This window comes from Denitromonas iodatirespirans (assembly GCF_018524365.1).
GTDB lineage: Bacteria > Pseudomonadota > Gammaproteobacteria > Burkholderiales > Rhodocyclaceae > Nitrogeniibacter > Nitrogeniibacter iodatirespirans.
Genome location: NZ_JAEKFT010000004.1, coordinates 201,482 through 216,625 on the forward strand (window position 1 = coordinate 201,482; position 15,144 = coordinate 216,625).

Here is a 15,144-nt window from a genome sequence, read left to right on the forward strand (position 1 = left end):
CAACGCGAAACACAGGACACGCATGCTCGAGATCTCAGTCGCCATCGCCACTTACAACCGGGCCCACCTGATCGGAGAGACGATCGGCGCCATCCTTGCGCAGGCGCTCCCGCCCACCGAGATCGTGATCGTCGACGATGGCTCCTCCGATGATTCCGAGCGCGTGATCAAGGCCATCGACGGGCCGATCCGCTACCACCGCATCGACAACGTCGGCCCCGGCGCCGCACTCAAGACCGCCATCGAATTGTGCCGATCCGACTGGATCGCCATGTGCGACGACGACGACCAGTGGTTCCCGAACCATCTGTCGCGCAAGGCCGCGCTGCTGGAGCGCCATCCCGATGCCGAATTCCTCTTCGCCAACTTCTCCAGCTTCGGCGACGCGGCGATCGAAGGCTTTCATGCCTGGGACGACATTCCCGCGGGCTGGTGGGACGGGCTGCCGGCCGCCGATGCCGACGGATTCCGCTATTTCGGCCCGGATCAGCTGGCCCGCTTTCTCGACTACAACCCGGTGTTCCCAACCGCCGCGATGATGAGCCGGCGCCTCTACGAGCGCAGCGGCGGCATCGACCCGGTGTTCAGTCGACTCGGCTGCTGGGACGCCCACATGACCTGGCGTTGCGTGCTGCACGGCGCCGTTGCCAGCGACGACACGATCACCGCATCGACCCGCCGCCATGCCGGCAATTTTTCGCGCCAGCGCAGTCGGGTCAACATCGAACGCGCCAGCATGCTCGACCGCGCCCGACAGGACGGCTGGATACCGGCGAAATATCATGTGGCGCTTGAGCGCGCCATCGCCGCCTCACGCGTGGATGCCGCCTCCTGGGCATGGCTCGAACACGACTACCGCACCATGCGCGAGCAACTCGCCCGTGTGCCGGCCGCACAGATCGATCGCAACCTGCGCCTCAAAGCCATGATCGCCCGACTGCCCGCCGCGCTGGTCAACCGCCTGCGCGCCCCGGACACCTCCGGCAAAGGCGCCGCGTGACCCGCTTCACGGTCGTGATTCCCACGCGCAACCGCCCGATGGAATTCGACCGGGCGCTGCGCTCGGTGCTGGCACAGGCAGGCCCGCGTTTCGAGGTCATCGCCATCATCGACGGCGCGACCGAGGCCGATCTGGCCGCCTACCGGCAACTCGACGCCGCCGCCGACCCGCGGGTCCGGCTCCATCCGCTGCCGCCGCGCGCGGCAGGCCACGGCCCCAGCTTCAGCCGGAACACGGGTGCCGCCCTGGCATGCGGCGAGTATCTCGCCTTCCTCGACGACGACGACCTGTGGGACGATCCGCAGCACCTGCAGCGCTGCGACACCAGCCTGCGGGCGAGCGCATCGGCGGTCGATCTCTACCTCAGCGACCAGCAAGCCGTGTTCCACGACGGGCGCCAGCCCTCGGAGGCGCTCTGGATTCGCGGCGCCGAGCGCTTCGCCTGCGGTCCAGCCGACGCCGCCGGCAGCCGGCCGATCGATGCCGACGCGCTGCTGAAGCTGCCCAGTTTCGCCCACCTGAACTGCTCCATCTACCGGCGCAGTTTCTTCGACGAGCTCGGCGGCCTGGACGAATCGCTGCGCTACGAAGAGGACCGTGACATATTCCTGCGCGCCATCGATGCTGCCGACGGCATACTCTACAACCCGATCGTCGTGGCCCGGCACCATATTCCGAACCGGCAAGGCGCCGACAACGCCTCGACCATGGTCGGCGCGCTGGAGAAGAAGCTCTATCAGTTGCGCATCTTCGACAAGGCAATCCTGGGAGCGCGATCGGCCAGCATCCGCCGCTACGCACAACGGGCAAAAGGCTATGAACTCAAGCACATCGCGCAGATACTCGCGCAAGCAGGCCGCATCGGCGACGCCTTGTTCTACATGAAGGAGTCGCTGATGATTTCCTTTTCCCTCAAGGCGCTGGCCTGGACGCTGTGGCTGGCCCTGCGCGCCCTGACCGGGCATGCCCGCCACGAGAGCACGAGCCCCGCATGAGCCTGCTGCACGCCCTGATCCGCAATCCGTCACTGGTCCTGCGCCACCGCAACATCTTCCTGCTCAGCCACATGCGGGCCAACACCAGCCTGTTCGGCCATCTCATCGGCAGCCACCCGCAGGTCGAGGGCTACTACGAGATGCATATCGGCTACTACAGCTGGAAGAGCCTGTGGCGGCAGAAACTGCGCCACTTCGCCCGCCACACCGCCAAGCCCGGCGCGCGCTACATGTTCGACAAGGTGCTGCACACCGGTCACCATGTGGCGCCCGCCCTGCTGCAGCGGGGCCGCACGCACACCATCTTCATGCTGCGCGAGCCGGTGCAGTCGATCAAGAGCCTGGTCGCCCTGTTCCGCAAGCATGCCCCGCACTTGCCCGAGGCCACGCCGGACGGCGCCGCGGCCTACTACATCGAACGCATCGGCGAGCTGGGCGACATCGCCGCCGCTCTCGGCCCGCGCTATTTCTATCTCGATGCCGAGAGCCTGATCACCGACACCGACGCAACGCTGGCCGCGCTGTCCGACTGGCTGGGTTTCGACACCCCGATCCCCTCGCGCTACGACACCTTCGCCAACACCGGCCACGGCAATACCGGCGATCACTCGGCCCGGCTCAAGTCCGGCCAGATCAGCCGCAGCCGGAGCGACTATTCCGACATCGAGATCGACCCGACCCAGCTGGCCACGGCCGAAGCGCGCTATCGCGAGGTCCGCGCCGCACTCATCGCCGGCAGCGCCCGCCATGGCCCGGCCGCGGTCACCGGCGCCCGCCAGGGCGGACAGATTGCCGAGGCCGCACCATGACGGTTAACGAAATCCCTTCGGTCTTCGACTGCGAGGGCGACGCCCTGATCAGCGTCGCCCATGTGCCCGACACGGTGAAAGCGCGCGGCGTGCTGGCCATCGTCGCCGGCGGCCCGCAGTATCGTGGCGGCGTGGGCCGTCTGCAGGTCAAGCTGGCGCGCGAGCTGGCCGCCGACGGCATCCCGGTGATGCGCTTCGACTATCGCGGCCTGGGCGACAGCGAGGGCGCGTTTCGCGGATTCGCCGACGTCGAGGCCGATCTGCGCGCCGCGCTCGCCCATTTCCGCAGCCTCGTGCCCGGCATGCAGGAAGTGGTGTTGTGGGGCGGCTGCGATGCCGCCTCGGCGATCCTGATCAACGCCTGGAAGTTCCCCGAGGTGACCGGCATCATGGTCGGCAACCCGTGGGTGAGCAACGAGGACGCCGGCAACGCTGTCATGGTCAAACGTCATTACAGCCGCCGCATCCGCGAAAAGGAATTCTGGCTCAAGGTGCTGCGCCTCCAGTTCAACCCCCTGCCGGCGCTGGCCACCGTGGCGCGCATGGTCGCGGGCCGCTTGAAACAACGGCTCGCGCCCTCACGCCCAACCCCCGCGGTAGCGGCCGGCCCGACGCCGGACGATCCGGCCGCCCCCGCCGTGCCGCGCATGCGTGCCGGCCTGGCGCGCTTCAAGGGCGACATGCTGCTGCTGATGAGTGGCCAGAGCCTGGTCAGCATGGAATTCGACGAGATCGTCGCCGCCGATGCCGCCTGGCAGCAAGCCATGACGGCCCCCCGCAGCGTGACCCGCCACGACTTGCCCGATGCCGACCAGACCTATTCGACGCTGGCCGCCCGCAATGAAATCATCGCCCTGGCCCGCGCCTGGCTGCTCGATCCTCCCGCCGCGCGCGTGCCGGCCAATTCCTGAAACCGTTTTCCCCATACCCTGCGAACGCCCCCACCATGAACCCTCTGGACATCACCAAAGACCTCCTGCGTCAGACCCTGCAACTCGGCGATCGAGCCAACGGCCTGACCGCCGACACGCCGCTGCTGGGCAATTTCCCCGAGTTCAACTCGCTCACCGTGGTCAGCCTGCTGAGCACCATGGAAGAGCAGCTGGGCATCGAGGTGGACGACGACGACATCAACGAAGACCTGTTCCGTACAGTCGGCACCTTGTCCAATTACATCGACACCAAACTGGCATGACCATGCGGCCGTTCTTCCTCGAATCGGACGGAGCGCGGCTGTTCGCGCTCGAATGCCTGCCGCAGGGCCGCCCGCGCGGCGCCGTGCTGTATGTGCCGCCCTTCGCCGAGGAAATGAACCGCTGCCGCGCCATCGTCGCCGAACAGGCGCGCGCCTTCGCCCATCTGGGTTACGCCAGCCTGTGCATCGACCTGTTCGGCACCGGCGAGAGCGAGGGCGAGTTCGAAGACGCCCGCTGGGACATCTGGGAGCGCAATGTCAGCGATGCGGCGTCCTGGCTGGCAGACAAGACCGGCCAGGCGGTGACGCTGTGGGGCTTTCGCCTCGGTGCCCTGCTGGCCGCCAGCGTCGCCGCCAAGGCGCCCGGCCGCTACCCGCAACTGCTCTTGTGGCAGCCCGTGGCCGACGGCAAACCCTTCGTCACCCAGACCCTGCGCCAGCGGGTCGCCTGGCTGATGGGGCAAGGCCTGCCCGCCGAATCCACCGACGATATCCGTGCCGCACTGGCCGGCGGCGCTGTGGTCGAGGTGGCCGGGTACTCGCTGTCCGGCCCGCTGGTCGAGGGCATCAGCGCGCAGAAGCTCGGCGCACTGAGCGGCCTTGAAGGCGTGCGCATCGACTGGTTCGAACATGTCGCCGACGCCGGCGCCGAACTGTCGATCGCCTGCCGCCGCAACCTCGACGCGCTCGAAAAACTGGGCGCGCAGGTCACCGCCCATCCCTTTGTCGGCGCCCCCTTGTGGCAACTGCACAAGCGCGACGAAGCGCCCGATCTGGTCGCGCAGACCACCGCGCGCTACGCGCCAGCCGCCACCCCGCCGGCCTGAGCCGCCGACGACCTCAGCGCTGCCATCGGGCCACGAGCGGGCGGGCCGCCCGTCGCAGCATTTCGCCCAGCGTTGCCATTGCCCCGCGCCAGCGGCGCGGGTCGTAGGCGCGCAGACCGCGCCGCTCGCGACGATGCGTCATCCAGTCGCGCTTGTAGGCGTCGTCGCCGATCAGGTAATCCACTTCGTCGACCTGCTCCTCGTCCAGCATCCGCCGCATCAGCGCCGCCGTCAGCAGGCTGCCGGCCGACCATTCGCCTTGCGCATCGTCATAGGCCAGTTTGTAGATGGCCGCATGGCCGTCGCGCACCACCCAAACCTGCGCGGCGATCGGCACCTCACCCAGACGGGCCACGCCAAGGCGCAGCCAGCCACGCTCGGCACACAGGCGCATGAAGCCCGGCATGAAGTCGGGAAAGGGCTCGGTGCGCTTCCAGCTCGCGTCATACACCTGCTGATAGGCGGCCATGGCGCCGTCGAGCTCAGCGCCGCCGCTGACGATCTCGATCCGCCCGCCGGCCGCCGCAAACTTCTTGCCCTTGCGCTTGAGCGTGCTGCGCAGCGAACCGGGCCGGCCGGCCAGGTAGTCGTCGTAGCGCAGGCCGCGCGCCGGCAGATACCAGTTGCCGAAACAGAAGTAGTCGAAGCACACCAGCCCGGCGCCAGCGAGCGCGGTGCGCATGGCCTCGAAGCGCGAATCCTCCGGCGCCATGGGCTGCAGATCCAGGCTGTAGGCACGCTCGGCGGCCATCATCTCGCGCAGCAGCGCGCTCATGGCGGCGACGGATCGCAATTGAGGCGCAAAAGAAGCGGTGTAGAAATTCCCCAAGGCCGCCAGGCGGCGCGGGCCGTCGCGGCGCACCGGCAAGCCGGCCAGCAACTGCCCGTCGGCGTCGGCATACCACAACGCCGGTGCCGATTCGGGCGGCAAGGCGGTGCGTGCCAGCAAGCGAAACCAGGCCCACTCGGTGTCGAAGCTGCTGGCCTGCCAGGCCTGCGCCATCGGCGCCTCGCCCGCTTCGTCCACATTGATCCGATGACATGGCATGCCTACTGTGTTCCTTATTCCACCGGCGGCCGACAAGCCACGCATGCGCTGCGTGTCGTTGTAGACTCCACCGGCAAGCATCCGCCGTGAAAAACGCCCTGTGCTGCCGAGCGCGCCGCGCGCATGCTAGCAGGATTCACACACCTCCCCCCGTCAACAGAATCCCGCCCCCGACACCATGACTTCGACTCCTCGCTCTGCTGCTGCGCACGCGCCCATCGACACGTTTCCGGTTGCCGGCAGCGAACTGATCGTCGGCGGTCAGCCGCTGTCACGCCTGGCCGCGCGTATCGGGCAGACGCCGTTCTATGCCTACGAGCGCGCCGCCATCGATAGGCGCATCGCCGAGTTGCGCGCCGCACTGCCGGTGGCCATCAAGCTGCATTACGCCATGAAGGCCAATCCGATGCCAGTGCTGGTCGCGCACATGCGTGACCGGGTCGACGGTATCGATGTGGCCTCGATCGGCGAGATGAAGGTGGCGCTCGATGCCGGCGTTGCGCCGACGGCGATCAGCTTTGCCGGGCCGGGCAAGCGCGAGACCGAGCTGCGCCAGGCCGCGGCCGCCGGCATCCTGCTCAATGTCGAGTCCGAGCAGGAGCTCGACCGGCTGGCGGCCATCGCGGTCGACACCGGCTGGACGGTGCGGGTCGCCCTGCGCGTCAATCCGGACTTCGAGCTCAAGGCCTCGGGCATGCAGATGAGCGGCGGCTCCAAGCCCTTCGGCATCGACGCCGAGCGCATCCCGGCGGTGCTGGCGCGCGTGGCCAAAACCCCCTTGCAGTTCGAAGGCTTTCATATTTTTTCAGGCTCTCAGAACCTGCGCGCCGAGGCGATCATCGAAGCGCAGCAAAAGAGCTTCGCGCTGGCCGTGGAACTGGCGGCCCACGCCCCCGCGCCGGTGCGCAGCCTCAACCTCGGCGGCGGGCTAGGCATTCCCTATTTTCCCGGCAACACCCCGCTCGATCTCGCGCCTATCGGCGCCAACCTCGCGCAGATCGCCGAGCAGGCCCGCCACGCACTGCCCGAGGCCCAGCTCTGTCTCGAACTGGGCCGCTACCTGGTCGGCGAGGCGGGCATCTATGTGTGCCGGGTCACCGACCGGAAAGTGTCGCGCGGTCTAACTTACCTGGTCACCGATGGCGGCCTGCACCATCACCTGTCGGCCTCCGGCAACTTCGGCCAGGTGCTGCGCAAGAACTACCCGCTGGCCATCGGCAACCGCATGGATGCGCCCGCCGACGAGCTCGTCTCGGTGGTCGGGCCGCTGTGCACCCCGCTCGATCTGCTCGGCGAGCGCATGCTGCTGGCCCATGCCGAGATCGGCGATCTGGTGGTGGTTTTCCAGTCCGGCGCCTATGGCGCCACGGCCAGCCCGCAGCAGTTCCTCGGCCATCCGGGTGTGGTTGAAGTGCTGGTCTGACCCGCGTCGACATGCCGCCGCCCCAACGCACCGGTCTGGCTCTCAGCGCATTGCTGGTTGTCGGCATGCGCTGGTCGGACCGCCTGATCGGCCTGCTCAGCACGCTGATCCTGGCGCGGCTGCTGGTGCCGGAAGACTTCGGCATCGTCGCCATGGCCTCGATCGTGGTCGGCCTGATCGACGTGCTGCTCGACCTCGGCGTACATGTGGCGCTGATTCATGCCAAAGCACCGACCCGCGAAGACTACGACACCGCCTGGACGCTGCGCCTGCTGCAGGCCGGCGTCTCGGCCACGCTGATCGTCCTGCTCACCCCGCTGGCGGTGGACTATTTCGGCGACGGTCGTGTCGGTCCGGTGCTGTATGTCATGGCCTTCTCGGTACTCTTGGGCAGCGCCGAGAACATCGGCATCGTCGATTTCCAGAAGCACATGCGCTTCGGTCAGGATTTCCGCTTCTTCTTCCTGCGCCGGCTGGCCGGTTTTCTGGTCACCGTGGCGATGGCGCTGTGGCTGCGCTCCTATTGGGCGATGGTCGTCGGCGCGCTGTCGGGGCGGATGGTCGGGGTGCTGCTGAGCTACCGCATGCATGAATTCCGCCCCCGCCTGAGCCTCGCCCGGGCACGGCAACTGTGGTCCTTCTCGCAATGGGTGCTGGTGCGCAACATCGGCGCCTATGTCGCCACCCGGGTCGACAAGTTCGTGGTCGGCAATCACGGCCCGGCGGGCATGGGCAGCTACGCACTGGCCGACGAAATCGCCGCCATGCCGACCAGCGAGTTGCTCGCCCCGCTGGGCCGCGTGCTGTTCCCCGCCTTCGTCGAAAAACGCGACCGGGGCGACGACCTGCTGCGCGGCTTTTCGCTGGCGCTCGGCGTACAGTCGCTGCTGGCGATTCCGGCCGGTGTCGGATTGGCCATGGTCGCCCCGCAGGCGGTGCCGCTGCTGCTCGGCGAAGCGTGGACGATGACCATTCCACTGATCCAGATCCTGGCCCTGGTGAATGTGGTCGGCGCGGTCACCCACAGCAGCATCTACCTGCTGCTGGCGCAGGGTCGGGTCAAGGCGCTGGCGGCCATCGCCTGGATGGAGCCGGCGCTGTTTCTGATCCTGGCGCTGGCCTTCGCCCGCCTGGGCGATCTGGCCGGCATCGCCCAGATCCGTCTCGGTGCGGTCTCGGCCGGGGCCGTGCTGTTCTTCGTGCTGGTACAGCGCTGGACGCCGGGGCTCACCGCCGGTGCCTTGCTGGCGCAGATCTGGCGCCCCGCGCTGGCCGCCGCCGGCATGGCCGCCGCGCTGCACGCCCTGCCGCCGCTGGCGCTGCCGCTGGCCGTGCATCTGCTGGCGCGGATCGCCATTGGCGCCGCGGTGTATGCCGTTTTGATGCTCATGCTGTGGCGTGCAGCACGATTGCCCGACGGCGCCGAACGCTACTGTCTGCAGAAAATCCGCATACTATGGGCCGGTCTGATCAAACGATATTCAACGCAATGACACAGGACGCCTCGCTCGACCTTTCTCCCCCTCAACCGGATGCCGCCGACATCGCCCATCGCCCGCCCCACGAGCGCCTGCAGTGGCCGCATGCCGAAGCGGCGTTGAGTGACCGGGTCACCCTCGACGAACAGGACGGCGTGCTGTGCCTGAGCCGTGGCCGGCCGGTGTTCGCCCCGGCCGACTTCGGTGGTGCGTCGGTGCCCGCCTCGCCGGCTGCCGCCTGGCGCCTGCTCTACGCCCGCCATGGCCAAACCGCGCCGAACCGGGTGCATGGCCGCTTCGCGGTGGCCATCGTCGATCGCAACGCCCATTCCGTCTTTCTGGCTACCGACCGCTTCGCCACCCATCCATGGTGCTTTGCCGAACGCGGCGGCCGGCTGCTGTTCGCCGATCGTGCCGATGCCCTGTCGGGCGCCAGCGCCGGCATCGACCCGCAGGCCGTGCACGCCTACCTCTTCCATCATGTGATCCCGGCACCGCTGACCATCTTCAAGGACGTCCAGCGCATGGAAGGCGGGCACCGGCTGCTGTGGCAAAACGGCCAGCGGCAGCTCGAGGCCTGGTGGCGCCCGAGCTTCCAGGAACCGGCACGGATGGATTTCGCCGAGGCCAAGCTGCAGTTCCGCCACATTGTGGAGACTGCGGTCGCCCGCGCCGCCGAGCGCGGCAAGGTCGGCGCCTTCCTCTCCGGCGGCACCGACAGCTCCACCGTCGCCGGCATGCTGTGCAAGGTCGGCGGCAAGCCGGCCGAAACCTATTCCATGGGATTCGATGCCAGCGGCTACGACGAGATGGACTATGCTCGCACCGCCTCGCAGCACTTTGGCACCCATCATCACGAATACTATGTGACGCCCGACGATCTGCTCGAAGGCATCCCCAAGGTCGCGCAGCATTACGACCAGCCCTTCGGCAACTCCTCGGCCGTGCCCGCCTGGCTGTGCGCGCGCATCGCGCGCCGTGACGGCATCGACACACTGCTGGCTGGCGACGGTGGCGACGAGCTCTTCGGCGGCAACACCCGCTATGCCAAGCAGAAGATCTTCGGCTGGTACGACGACGTGCCCGGCGCCCTGCGCCGCAGCCTGCTCGAACCGATGCTCGACCTCGACATCAGCAAGCGCCTGCCGATCGTCAAGAAGGCCGCCAGCTACGTCGAACAAGCCCGCGTGCCGCTGCCCGACCGCATCCACCAGTACACGCTGCTGGTGCGCGTCGGCGCCGAGAACCTGCTGACGCCCGACTACCTCGCACAGATCGACCAGGAGGCCCCGGCCCGCGCCGCCCGCGAGGTGTGGTCACGCATCCGGGCCGACAGCGACCTCAACCGCCAGCTTGCCTTCGACTGGAAATACACCCTCGCCGACAACGACCTGCCCAAGATCCTCGGCACCACCGAGCTGGCCGGCGTGGACGTCGACTTCCCGCTGCTCGACGACGCCCTGCTCGACTTCTCGCTGGCCCTGCCGCTCGACTACAAACTGCGCGGCTTCACGCTGCGTTGGTTCTTCAAGGAAGCGCTGCGCGACTTCCTGCCCGAGACCATCATCAAGAAGAAGAAGCACGGCTTCGGCCTGCCCTTCGGCGTCTGGGCCTGCCAGCACGCTGGCCTGCGCGAACTGGCCGGCGACACGCTCGGCCAACTCAAGCAGCGCGGCATCGTCCAGCCGGCGCTGATCGACCGCCTGATCGACGAGCTGCTGCCGGCGCACCCGGGCTACTACGGGGAGCTGGTGTGGATATTGATGATGATGGAGCTGTGGCTGGCGCGGCCGACCTCCCATTGATGCTCGGGGCCGCCCATCGGCGGCCCCGTCCCCGCCTTACTCGCTAGGCAGAATGCCTTTTTCCCGAAGCACGGCGATCACCTGATCCGCCGACGCCTCGACCGAGTTGCCCACCGTTTTCAGCCGCACTTCGGCCTCTTCGGGCGCCTCGTAGGGTGAATCGATGCCGGTGAAGTTCTTCAGTTCGCCGCGTCGCGCTTTCTTGTAGAGCCCTTTCGGGTCGCGCTCTTCGGCCACTTCGAGCGGTGTGTCGACAAACACTTCGAGGAACTCGCCTTCTTCCACGAGACTGCGCGCCATGCGGCGCTCGGAACGGAAGGGGGAGATGAAGGCGGTGATGACGATCAGGCCGGCGTCGACCATCAGCTTGGCCACTTCGGCCACGCGGCGGATGTTCTCGACACGGTCGGCGTCGGTGAAGCCCAGGTCCTTGTTCAGGCCGTGGCGCACATTGTCGCCGTCGAGCAGGTAGGTGTGGCGGCCCATGGCGTGGAGCTTCTTCTCGACCATGTTGGCGATCGCCGATTTGCCGGCGCCCGACAGACCGGTGAACCACAGCAGGCAGGGCTTCTGCCCCTTCATGCCGCCGCGCGCGGCCTTGTCGACGTCCACATGCTGCATGTGGATGTTGTGCGAACGGCGCAGGGCGAAGTGGATCATGCCGGCGCCGACGGTGTTGTTGCTCAAGCGGTCGATCAGGATGAAGGCGCCGGTGTCGCGGTTGTCGGCATAGGCGTCGAAGGCGATCTGGCGGTCGAGGCTGAGGTTGCACACCGCGATGCCGTTGAGGTCGAGCTTCTTGGCGGCGATGTGTTCCATGGTGTTGACGTTCACCTGGTACTTGATTTCGGTGACCGTCGCCGTGACCGTCTTGGTGCCGATCTTGAGCAGATAGGCGCGGCCGGGCAGCAGCGGCTCGTCATGCATCCAGACGACGGTGGTCTCGAACTGGTCGGCCGAACTGGCCGGGTGCTCGGCGATAGAGATCACGTCGCCGCGCGAGATGTCGATCTCGTCGGCCAGCGTCAGCGTCACTGACTGGCCGGCCACGGCCTGCGGCAGGTCGCCGTCGTGGGTCACGATGCGCGCCACCGTGCTTTCCTTGCCCGAGGGCTGCACACGCACGCGATCGCCGGGCTGGATCATGCCGCTCGACACCGTGCCGGCAAAGCCGCGGAAGTCGAGATTGGGGCGATTGACCCACTGCACCGGCAACCGGAACGGCGCCTTCTGCATGCGCTCCTCGTCGATCTCGACGGTTTCGAGATAGCCCATTAGCGTGCTGCCGTGATACCAGGGCAGGCGCTCGCTGGGGGCGATGATGTTGTCGCCCTTGAAGGCCGACAGCGGGATGAAGGTGACGTCCTCGATGCCGATCCGGGCGGCGAAATCGCGGTAATCCTCGACGATCTTGCGGTAGGTCTTTTCCGAGTAGTCGACCAGGTCCATCTTGTTGATGGCGACCACGATGTGGCGGATGCCGATCAGCGACACCAGGTAGCTGTGGCGTCGGGTCTGCGTCAGGATGCCCTTGCGCGCATCGACCATCAAAATGGCCACGTCGGCGGTCGAGGCGCCGGTGACCATGTTTCGAGTGTATTGCTCATGCCCCGGCGTGTCGGCGACGATGAACTTGCGCTTATCGGTCGAGAAGAAACGATAGGCCACATCGATGGTGATGCCCTGCTCGCGCTCGGCGGCGAGGCCATCGACCAGCAGCGCGAAGTCGATGTTTTCACCTTGGGTGCCGTACTTTTTCGAGTCGGCCTCGACTGCGGCCATCTGGTCTTCGAACAGCATCTTGGATTCGAACAGCAGGCGCCCGATCAGGGTGCTCTTGCCGTCATCCACGCTGCCGCAAGTGATGAAGCGCAGCAGGCTCTTGTGCTCGTGGCTGCGCAGGTATTCGCCGATGTCGGTGGCGATGAGATCGGATACGTGGGCCATTTTAGAAGTACCCCTCCTGCTTTTTCTTTTCCATGGACGCGGCCGAATCGTGGTCGATCACCCGCCCCTGCCGCTCCGAGGTCTTGGTCAGCAGCATCTCCTGGATGATCGCCGGCAGCGTGTCGGCTTCGGATTCCACCGCACCGGTCAGCGGATAGCAGCCCAAGGTGCGGAAGCGCACCTTGCGCATCATCGGCACCTCGCCGGCCTTGAGTGGCATGCGCTCGTCGTCGACCATGATCAGCGCACCATCGCGCTCGACCACCGGGCGCTCGGCCGCGTAGTACAGCGGCACGATGGGGATGTCTTCGAGGTAGATGTATTGCCAGATGTCCAGCTCGGTCCAGTTCGACAGCGGAAAGACGCGCATCGACTCGCCCTTGTGCTTGCGCGCGTTGTAGAGCTTCCACAACTCGGGGCGCTGTGCCTTCGGATCCCAGCGATGGGCGGCGCTGCGGAAGGAGAAGATGCGCTCCTTGGCGCGCGACTTTTCCTCGTCGCGCCGGGCCCCGCCGAAGGCCGCGTCGAAGCCGTACATGTCGAGCGCCTGCTTGAGGCCCTCGGTCTTCATGATGTCGGTGTGAATGGCCGAGCCGTGGGTGAAGGGGTTGATGTCCTTCTCGACGCCTTCGGGGTTGATGTGCACCCGCAGGTCGAGGCCCAGCTCCTTCACCATCTTGTCGCGGAAGCTGTACATGTCGCGGAATTTCCAGCGCGTATCCACATGCAGCAGCGGAAACGGCGGCTTGGCCGGGTAGAAGGCCTTCATCGCCAAGTGCAGCATCACCGCGCTGTCCTTGCCGATCGAATACAGCATGACCGGATTGTCGGCCTCGGCCACCACCTCACGCATGATGTGGATGCTCTCGGCTTCGAGCCGTTGCAGATGGGTCAGTGTCATGGTTGTCCTCTTGCGCAAACCCTGTTGATCGGTGCCGGCCAACTGCGCCGACGCCGTGTTGTCCGAATCATACGTGAGCGCCGGCGGCCGTTCGGGCGCCCGGTGGCGCACCAGTTCGAGCGCGGCAGCGTGCTCCGCCAGCCAGTCGGCTACCGCACCGACCTGTGTCACGTCGGCGCCCACCCAGTGAACTTGCAGCGGCCGCGCCGCCAAGGCGCACAGACGCTGAAGAAAATCGACCACCGCCGGCGCTTGCAGCAGTAGCGGCACGATGCGCCAATACAGCCGGCCGCGCGGCCCGCGCGCGAAGAGCACCGTGCGCATCGCATCCAGCCGCTGCTCACCGCACCACAAGCGCGCCCGCGATGCCGGCTCGCCCGCTGGTGCCGCGCCGGCATCGCGCAACTCGCGCAGCCAGTCCGGCGGATCGATGCCCCAGCTCGCCACATAGCGCGCCACGGTACGCTCGCCCAGGTCGATGCCGAACGCCCGCACCAGCCAGCGCGCCACCGCCTGATGCTGCCACAGACCGGTGGCCTCACCGGCCGCTTCCGGCGCGGTGGCCAGCAAGGTGGTGCGAATCTCGTCCTCACGCGCCTTGTCGATGGCCCGGCCACTGCCCACCGGCCGCCCTTGCGGGCGCACATCCACGGCGCTCCAGCCGCCCTGTGCAAAGGCCTTGGCCGCGGCCACCACGGTCGGCACCGACAGGCCGGTCGCCGCCGACACCTCGGCCAGCGTCCGCCCCTGCCGGCGCAACTCAACCGCCCGGCGCCGCGCTGCGTTCAGCGCTTCACCGGTCAGTCGGCGCGGCATGGACGGTTCAATCGACTTGGCATGGTGATATATTAAACATTTATTTGGCCGAGATCGGTGTTAAATAATTAACTGCACGATTGCCAACGCCTTCGCCGGAACCCTCCCGGCCCTTGGAGTCCCTGCCATGCTTGACCGCCCCGCCCTGCTCGAACGCCTGCTGCCCATCGTCCGCGACGCCGGCGAGTTGATCATGACGATCTATCGCTCGGATTTCTCGGTGCGCGGCAAGGCCGACCAGTCGCCGGTGACCGAAGCCGACGAACGTGCCGAAGCGCTGATCCTGCCGGCGCTGGCCGCCTTGCTCCCGGGCACGCCCATCGTCGCCGAAGAGGCCGTCGCGGCCGGCAAGGTGCCCAGCGTGGGCGAGCGTTTCTGGCTGGTCGACCCGCTCGACGGCACCAAGGAATTCATCAGCCGCAACGGCGAGTTCACGGTGAACATCGCACTGATCGAGAATGGCCAGCCGACGCTCGGCGTGGTGTTGGCCCCGGCGCTGGACCGGTTGTTTGCCGGCGCCGTCGGCCATGGCGCCTTCATCGAAGACGCCGCCGGCCGCCGTCCGATCGCAGTGCGTGCCGTGCCCGAGGCCGGGCTCACCGTCGTCGCCAGTCGCTCGCATGGCGACGCGAGCGCCCTCGACGCCTTCCTGGCCGGACGCCAGGTGGCCGAGCTGCGCGGTGCCGGCTCCTCGCTCAAGATCTGCCTGATCGCCGCCGGCGAGGCCGACCTCTACCCGCGTCTGGGCCGCACCATGGAATGGGACATCGCCGCCGGCCATGCCGTGCTGGCCGCCGCTGGCGGGCAGCTCACCGAGATCGACGGCGCGCCGCTGCGTTACGGCAAGCCCGACTTCGCCAACCCGCATTTCGTCGCCGCCGGCACCGCGGACTGAGCGCG

The 15,144-nt window shown here is 67.3% G+C and carries 13 protein-coding genes; 10 read left to right on the forward strand and 3 right to left on the reverse strand.

All coding sequences use genetic code 11. The features are described from left to right. Window positions 1–22: 22 nt before the first annotated feature. The 6 genes from I8J34_RS05290 to I8J34_RS05315 are packed head-to-tail and all read left to right on the forward strand — an operon-like array spanning window position 23 to window position 4,826. Complete coding sequence (locus tag I8J34_RS05290) at window positions 23–1,000, forward strand: glycosyltransferase family 2 protein (protein WP_214360340.1); 978 nt, start codon at window positions 23–25, stop codon at window positions 998–1,000. Continuing rightward, entirely contained in the window at window positions 997–1,995 is a 999-nt protein-coding gene (locus I8J34_RS05295; protein WP_214360341.1) for a glycosyltransferase family 2 protein, read from the forward strand. Before I8J34_RS05290 ends, I8J34_RS05295 begins: the two co-directional genes overlap by 4 nt. After that, a complete protein-coding gene (locus I8J34_RS05300) occupies window positions 1,992–2,804 on the forward strand; it encodes a sulfotransferase family protein (protein ID WP_214360342.1) in 813 nt (270 codons plus the stop codon). The genes I8J34_RS05295 and I8J34_RS05300 overlap by 4 nt, the downstream gene beginning before the upstream one ends. Continuing rightward, window positions 2,801–3,715 (forward strand): hydrolase 1, exosortase A system-associated, encoded by a 915-nt coding sequence (locus I8J34_RS05305; RefSeq protein ID WP_214360343.1) that lies wholly within the window; start codon window positions 2,801–2,803, stop codon window positions 3,713–3,715. Before I8J34_RS05300 ends, I8J34_RS05305 begins: the two co-directional genes overlap by 4 nt. A gap of 35 nt (window positions 3,716–3,750) precedes the next feature. After that, window positions 3,751–3,999, forward strand: coding sequence for an acyl carrier protein (locus tag I8J34_RS05310; RefSeq protein ID WP_214360344.1), 249 nt, complete (start codon window positions 3,751–3,753; stop codon window positions 3,997–3,999). Continuing rightward, window positions 3,996–4,826, forward strand: coding sequence for a hydrolase 2, exosortase A system-associated (locus I8J34_RS05315; protein ID WP_214360345.1), 831 nt, complete (start codon window positions 3,996–3,998; stop codon window positions 4,824–4,826). The genes I8J34_RS05310 and I8J34_RS05315 overlap by 4 nt, the downstream gene beginning before the upstream one ends. A 13-nt stretch (window positions 4,827–4,839) precedes the next feature. Here the strand turns inward: I8J34_RS05315 and I8J34_RS05320 are convergent, their stop codons facing one another. After that, complete coding sequence (locus I8J34_RS05320) at window positions 4,840–5,874, reverse strand: GNAT family N-acetyltransferase (RefSeq protein ID WP_214360346.1); 1,035 nt, start codon at window positions 5,872–5,874, stop codon at window positions 4,840–4,842. A 178-nt stretch (window positions 5,875–6,052) separates the two neighbouring features. Between I8J34_RS05320 and I8J34_RS05325 the strand changes: the two genes are divergently transcribed. From I8J34_RS05325 to I8J34_RS05335, 3 genes are read left to right on the forward strand one after another with little or no spacing between them, the layout of a single operon-like run. Next, window positions 6,053–7,297 (forward strand): pyridoxal-dependent decarboxylase, exosortase A system-associated, encoded by a 1,245-nt coding sequence (locus I8J34_RS05325; protein ID WP_214360347.1) that lies wholly within the window; start codon window positions 6,053–6,055, stop codon window positions 7,295–7,297. 11 nt (window positions 7,298–7,308) lie between these two features. Continuing rightward, window positions 7,309–8,790 carry a lipopolysaccharide biosynthesis protein gene (locus I8J34_RS05330; RefSeq protein ID WP_230411719.1) on the forward strand — a complete coding sequence of 494 codons (1,482 nt, stop codon included), beginning with the start codon at window positions 7,309–7,311 and terminating at the stop codon, window positions 8,788–8,790. Further along, on the forward strand, window positions 8,787–10,580 hold the full coding sequence (locus tag I8J34_RS05335; protein ID WP_214360348.1) for an asparagine synthetase B family protein: 1,794 nt from the start codon (window positions 8,787–8,789) through the stop codon (window positions 10,578–10,580). The genes I8J34_RS05330 and I8J34_RS05335 overlap by 4 nt, the downstream gene beginning before the upstream one ends. A 36-nt stretch (window positions 10,581–10,616) precedes the next feature. Here I8J34_RS05335 and cysN read toward each other — a convergent pair whose 3' ends face one another. Continuing rightward, entirely contained in the window at window positions 10,617–12,527 is a 1,911-nt protein-coding gene (gene cysN / locus I8J34_RS05340; protein WP_214360349.1) for a sulfate adenylyltransferase subunit CysN, read from the reverse strand. Window position 12,528: 1 nt separating this feature from the next. Then, window positions 12,529–14,244, reverse strand: a complete 1,716-nt coding sequence (gene cysD, locus I8J34_RS05345; RefSeq protein ID WP_313798437.1) for a sulfate adenylyltransferase subunit CysD — start codon at window positions 14,242–14,244, stop codon at window positions 12,529–12,531. A gap of 127 nt (window positions 14,245–14,371) precedes the next feature. On the opposite strand from cysD, the gene cysQ reads away from it, so the two are divergent. After that, window positions 14,372–15,139, forward strand: coding sequence for a 3'(2'),5'-bisphosphate nucleotidase CysQ (gene cysQ / locus I8J34_RS05350; protein WP_214360350.1), 768 nt, complete (start codon window positions 14,372–14,374; stop codon window positions 15,137–15,139). Window positions 15,140–15,144: the final 5 nt, after the last annotated feature.

Bases quoted from the DNA above. Each gene is read 5' to 3' on its own strand.
- I8J34_RS05325 (WP_214360347.1), top strand. From the start codon at position 6,053: ATGACTTCGACTCCTCGCTCTGCTGCTGCGCACGCGCCCATCGACACG.
- I8J34_RS05300 (WP_214360342.1), top strand. From the start codon at position 1,992: ATGAGCCTGCTGCACGCCCTGATCCGCAATCCGTCACTGGTCCTGCGC.
- cysD (WP_313798437.1), bottom strand. From the start codon at position 14,244: ATGCCGCGCCGACTGACCGGTGAAGCGCTGAACGCAGCGCGGCGCCGG.
- I8J34_RS05335 (WP_214360348.1), top strand. From the start codon at position 8,787: ATGACACAGGACGCCTCGCTCGACCTTTCTCCCCCTCAACCGGATGCC.
- I8J34_RS05310 (WP_214360344.1), top strand. From the start codon at position 3,751: ATGAACCCTCTGGACATCACCAAAGACCTCCTGCGTCAGACCCTGCAA.
- I8J34_RS05320 (WP_214360346.1), bottom strand. From the start codon at position 5,874: ATGCCATGTCATCGGATCAATGTGGACGAAGCGGGCGAGGCGCCGATG.
- I8J34_RS05315 (WP_214360345.1), top strand. From the start codon at position 3,996: ATGACCATGCGGCCGTTCTTCCTCGAATCGGACGGAGCGCGGCTGTTC.
- I8J34_RS05290 (WP_214360340.1), top strand. From the start codon at position 23: ATGCTCGAGATCTCAGTCGCCATCGCCACTTACAACCGGGCCCACCTG.
- cysN (WP_214360349.1), bottom strand. From the start codon at position 12,527: ATGGCCCACGTATCCGATCTCATCGCCACCGACATCGGCGAATACCTG.
- cysQ (WP_214360350.1), top strand. From the start codon at position 14,372: ATGCTTGACCGCCCCGCCCTGCTCGAACGCCTGCTGCCCATCGTCCGC.
- I8J34_RS05330 (WP_230411719.1), top strand. From the start codon at position 7,309: ATGCCGCCGCCCCAACGCACCGGTCTGGCTCTCAGCGCATTGCTGGTT.
- I8J34_RS05305 (WP_214360343.1), top strand. From the start codon at position 2,801: ATGACGGTTAACGAAATCCCTTCGGTCTTCGACTGCGAGGGCGACGCC.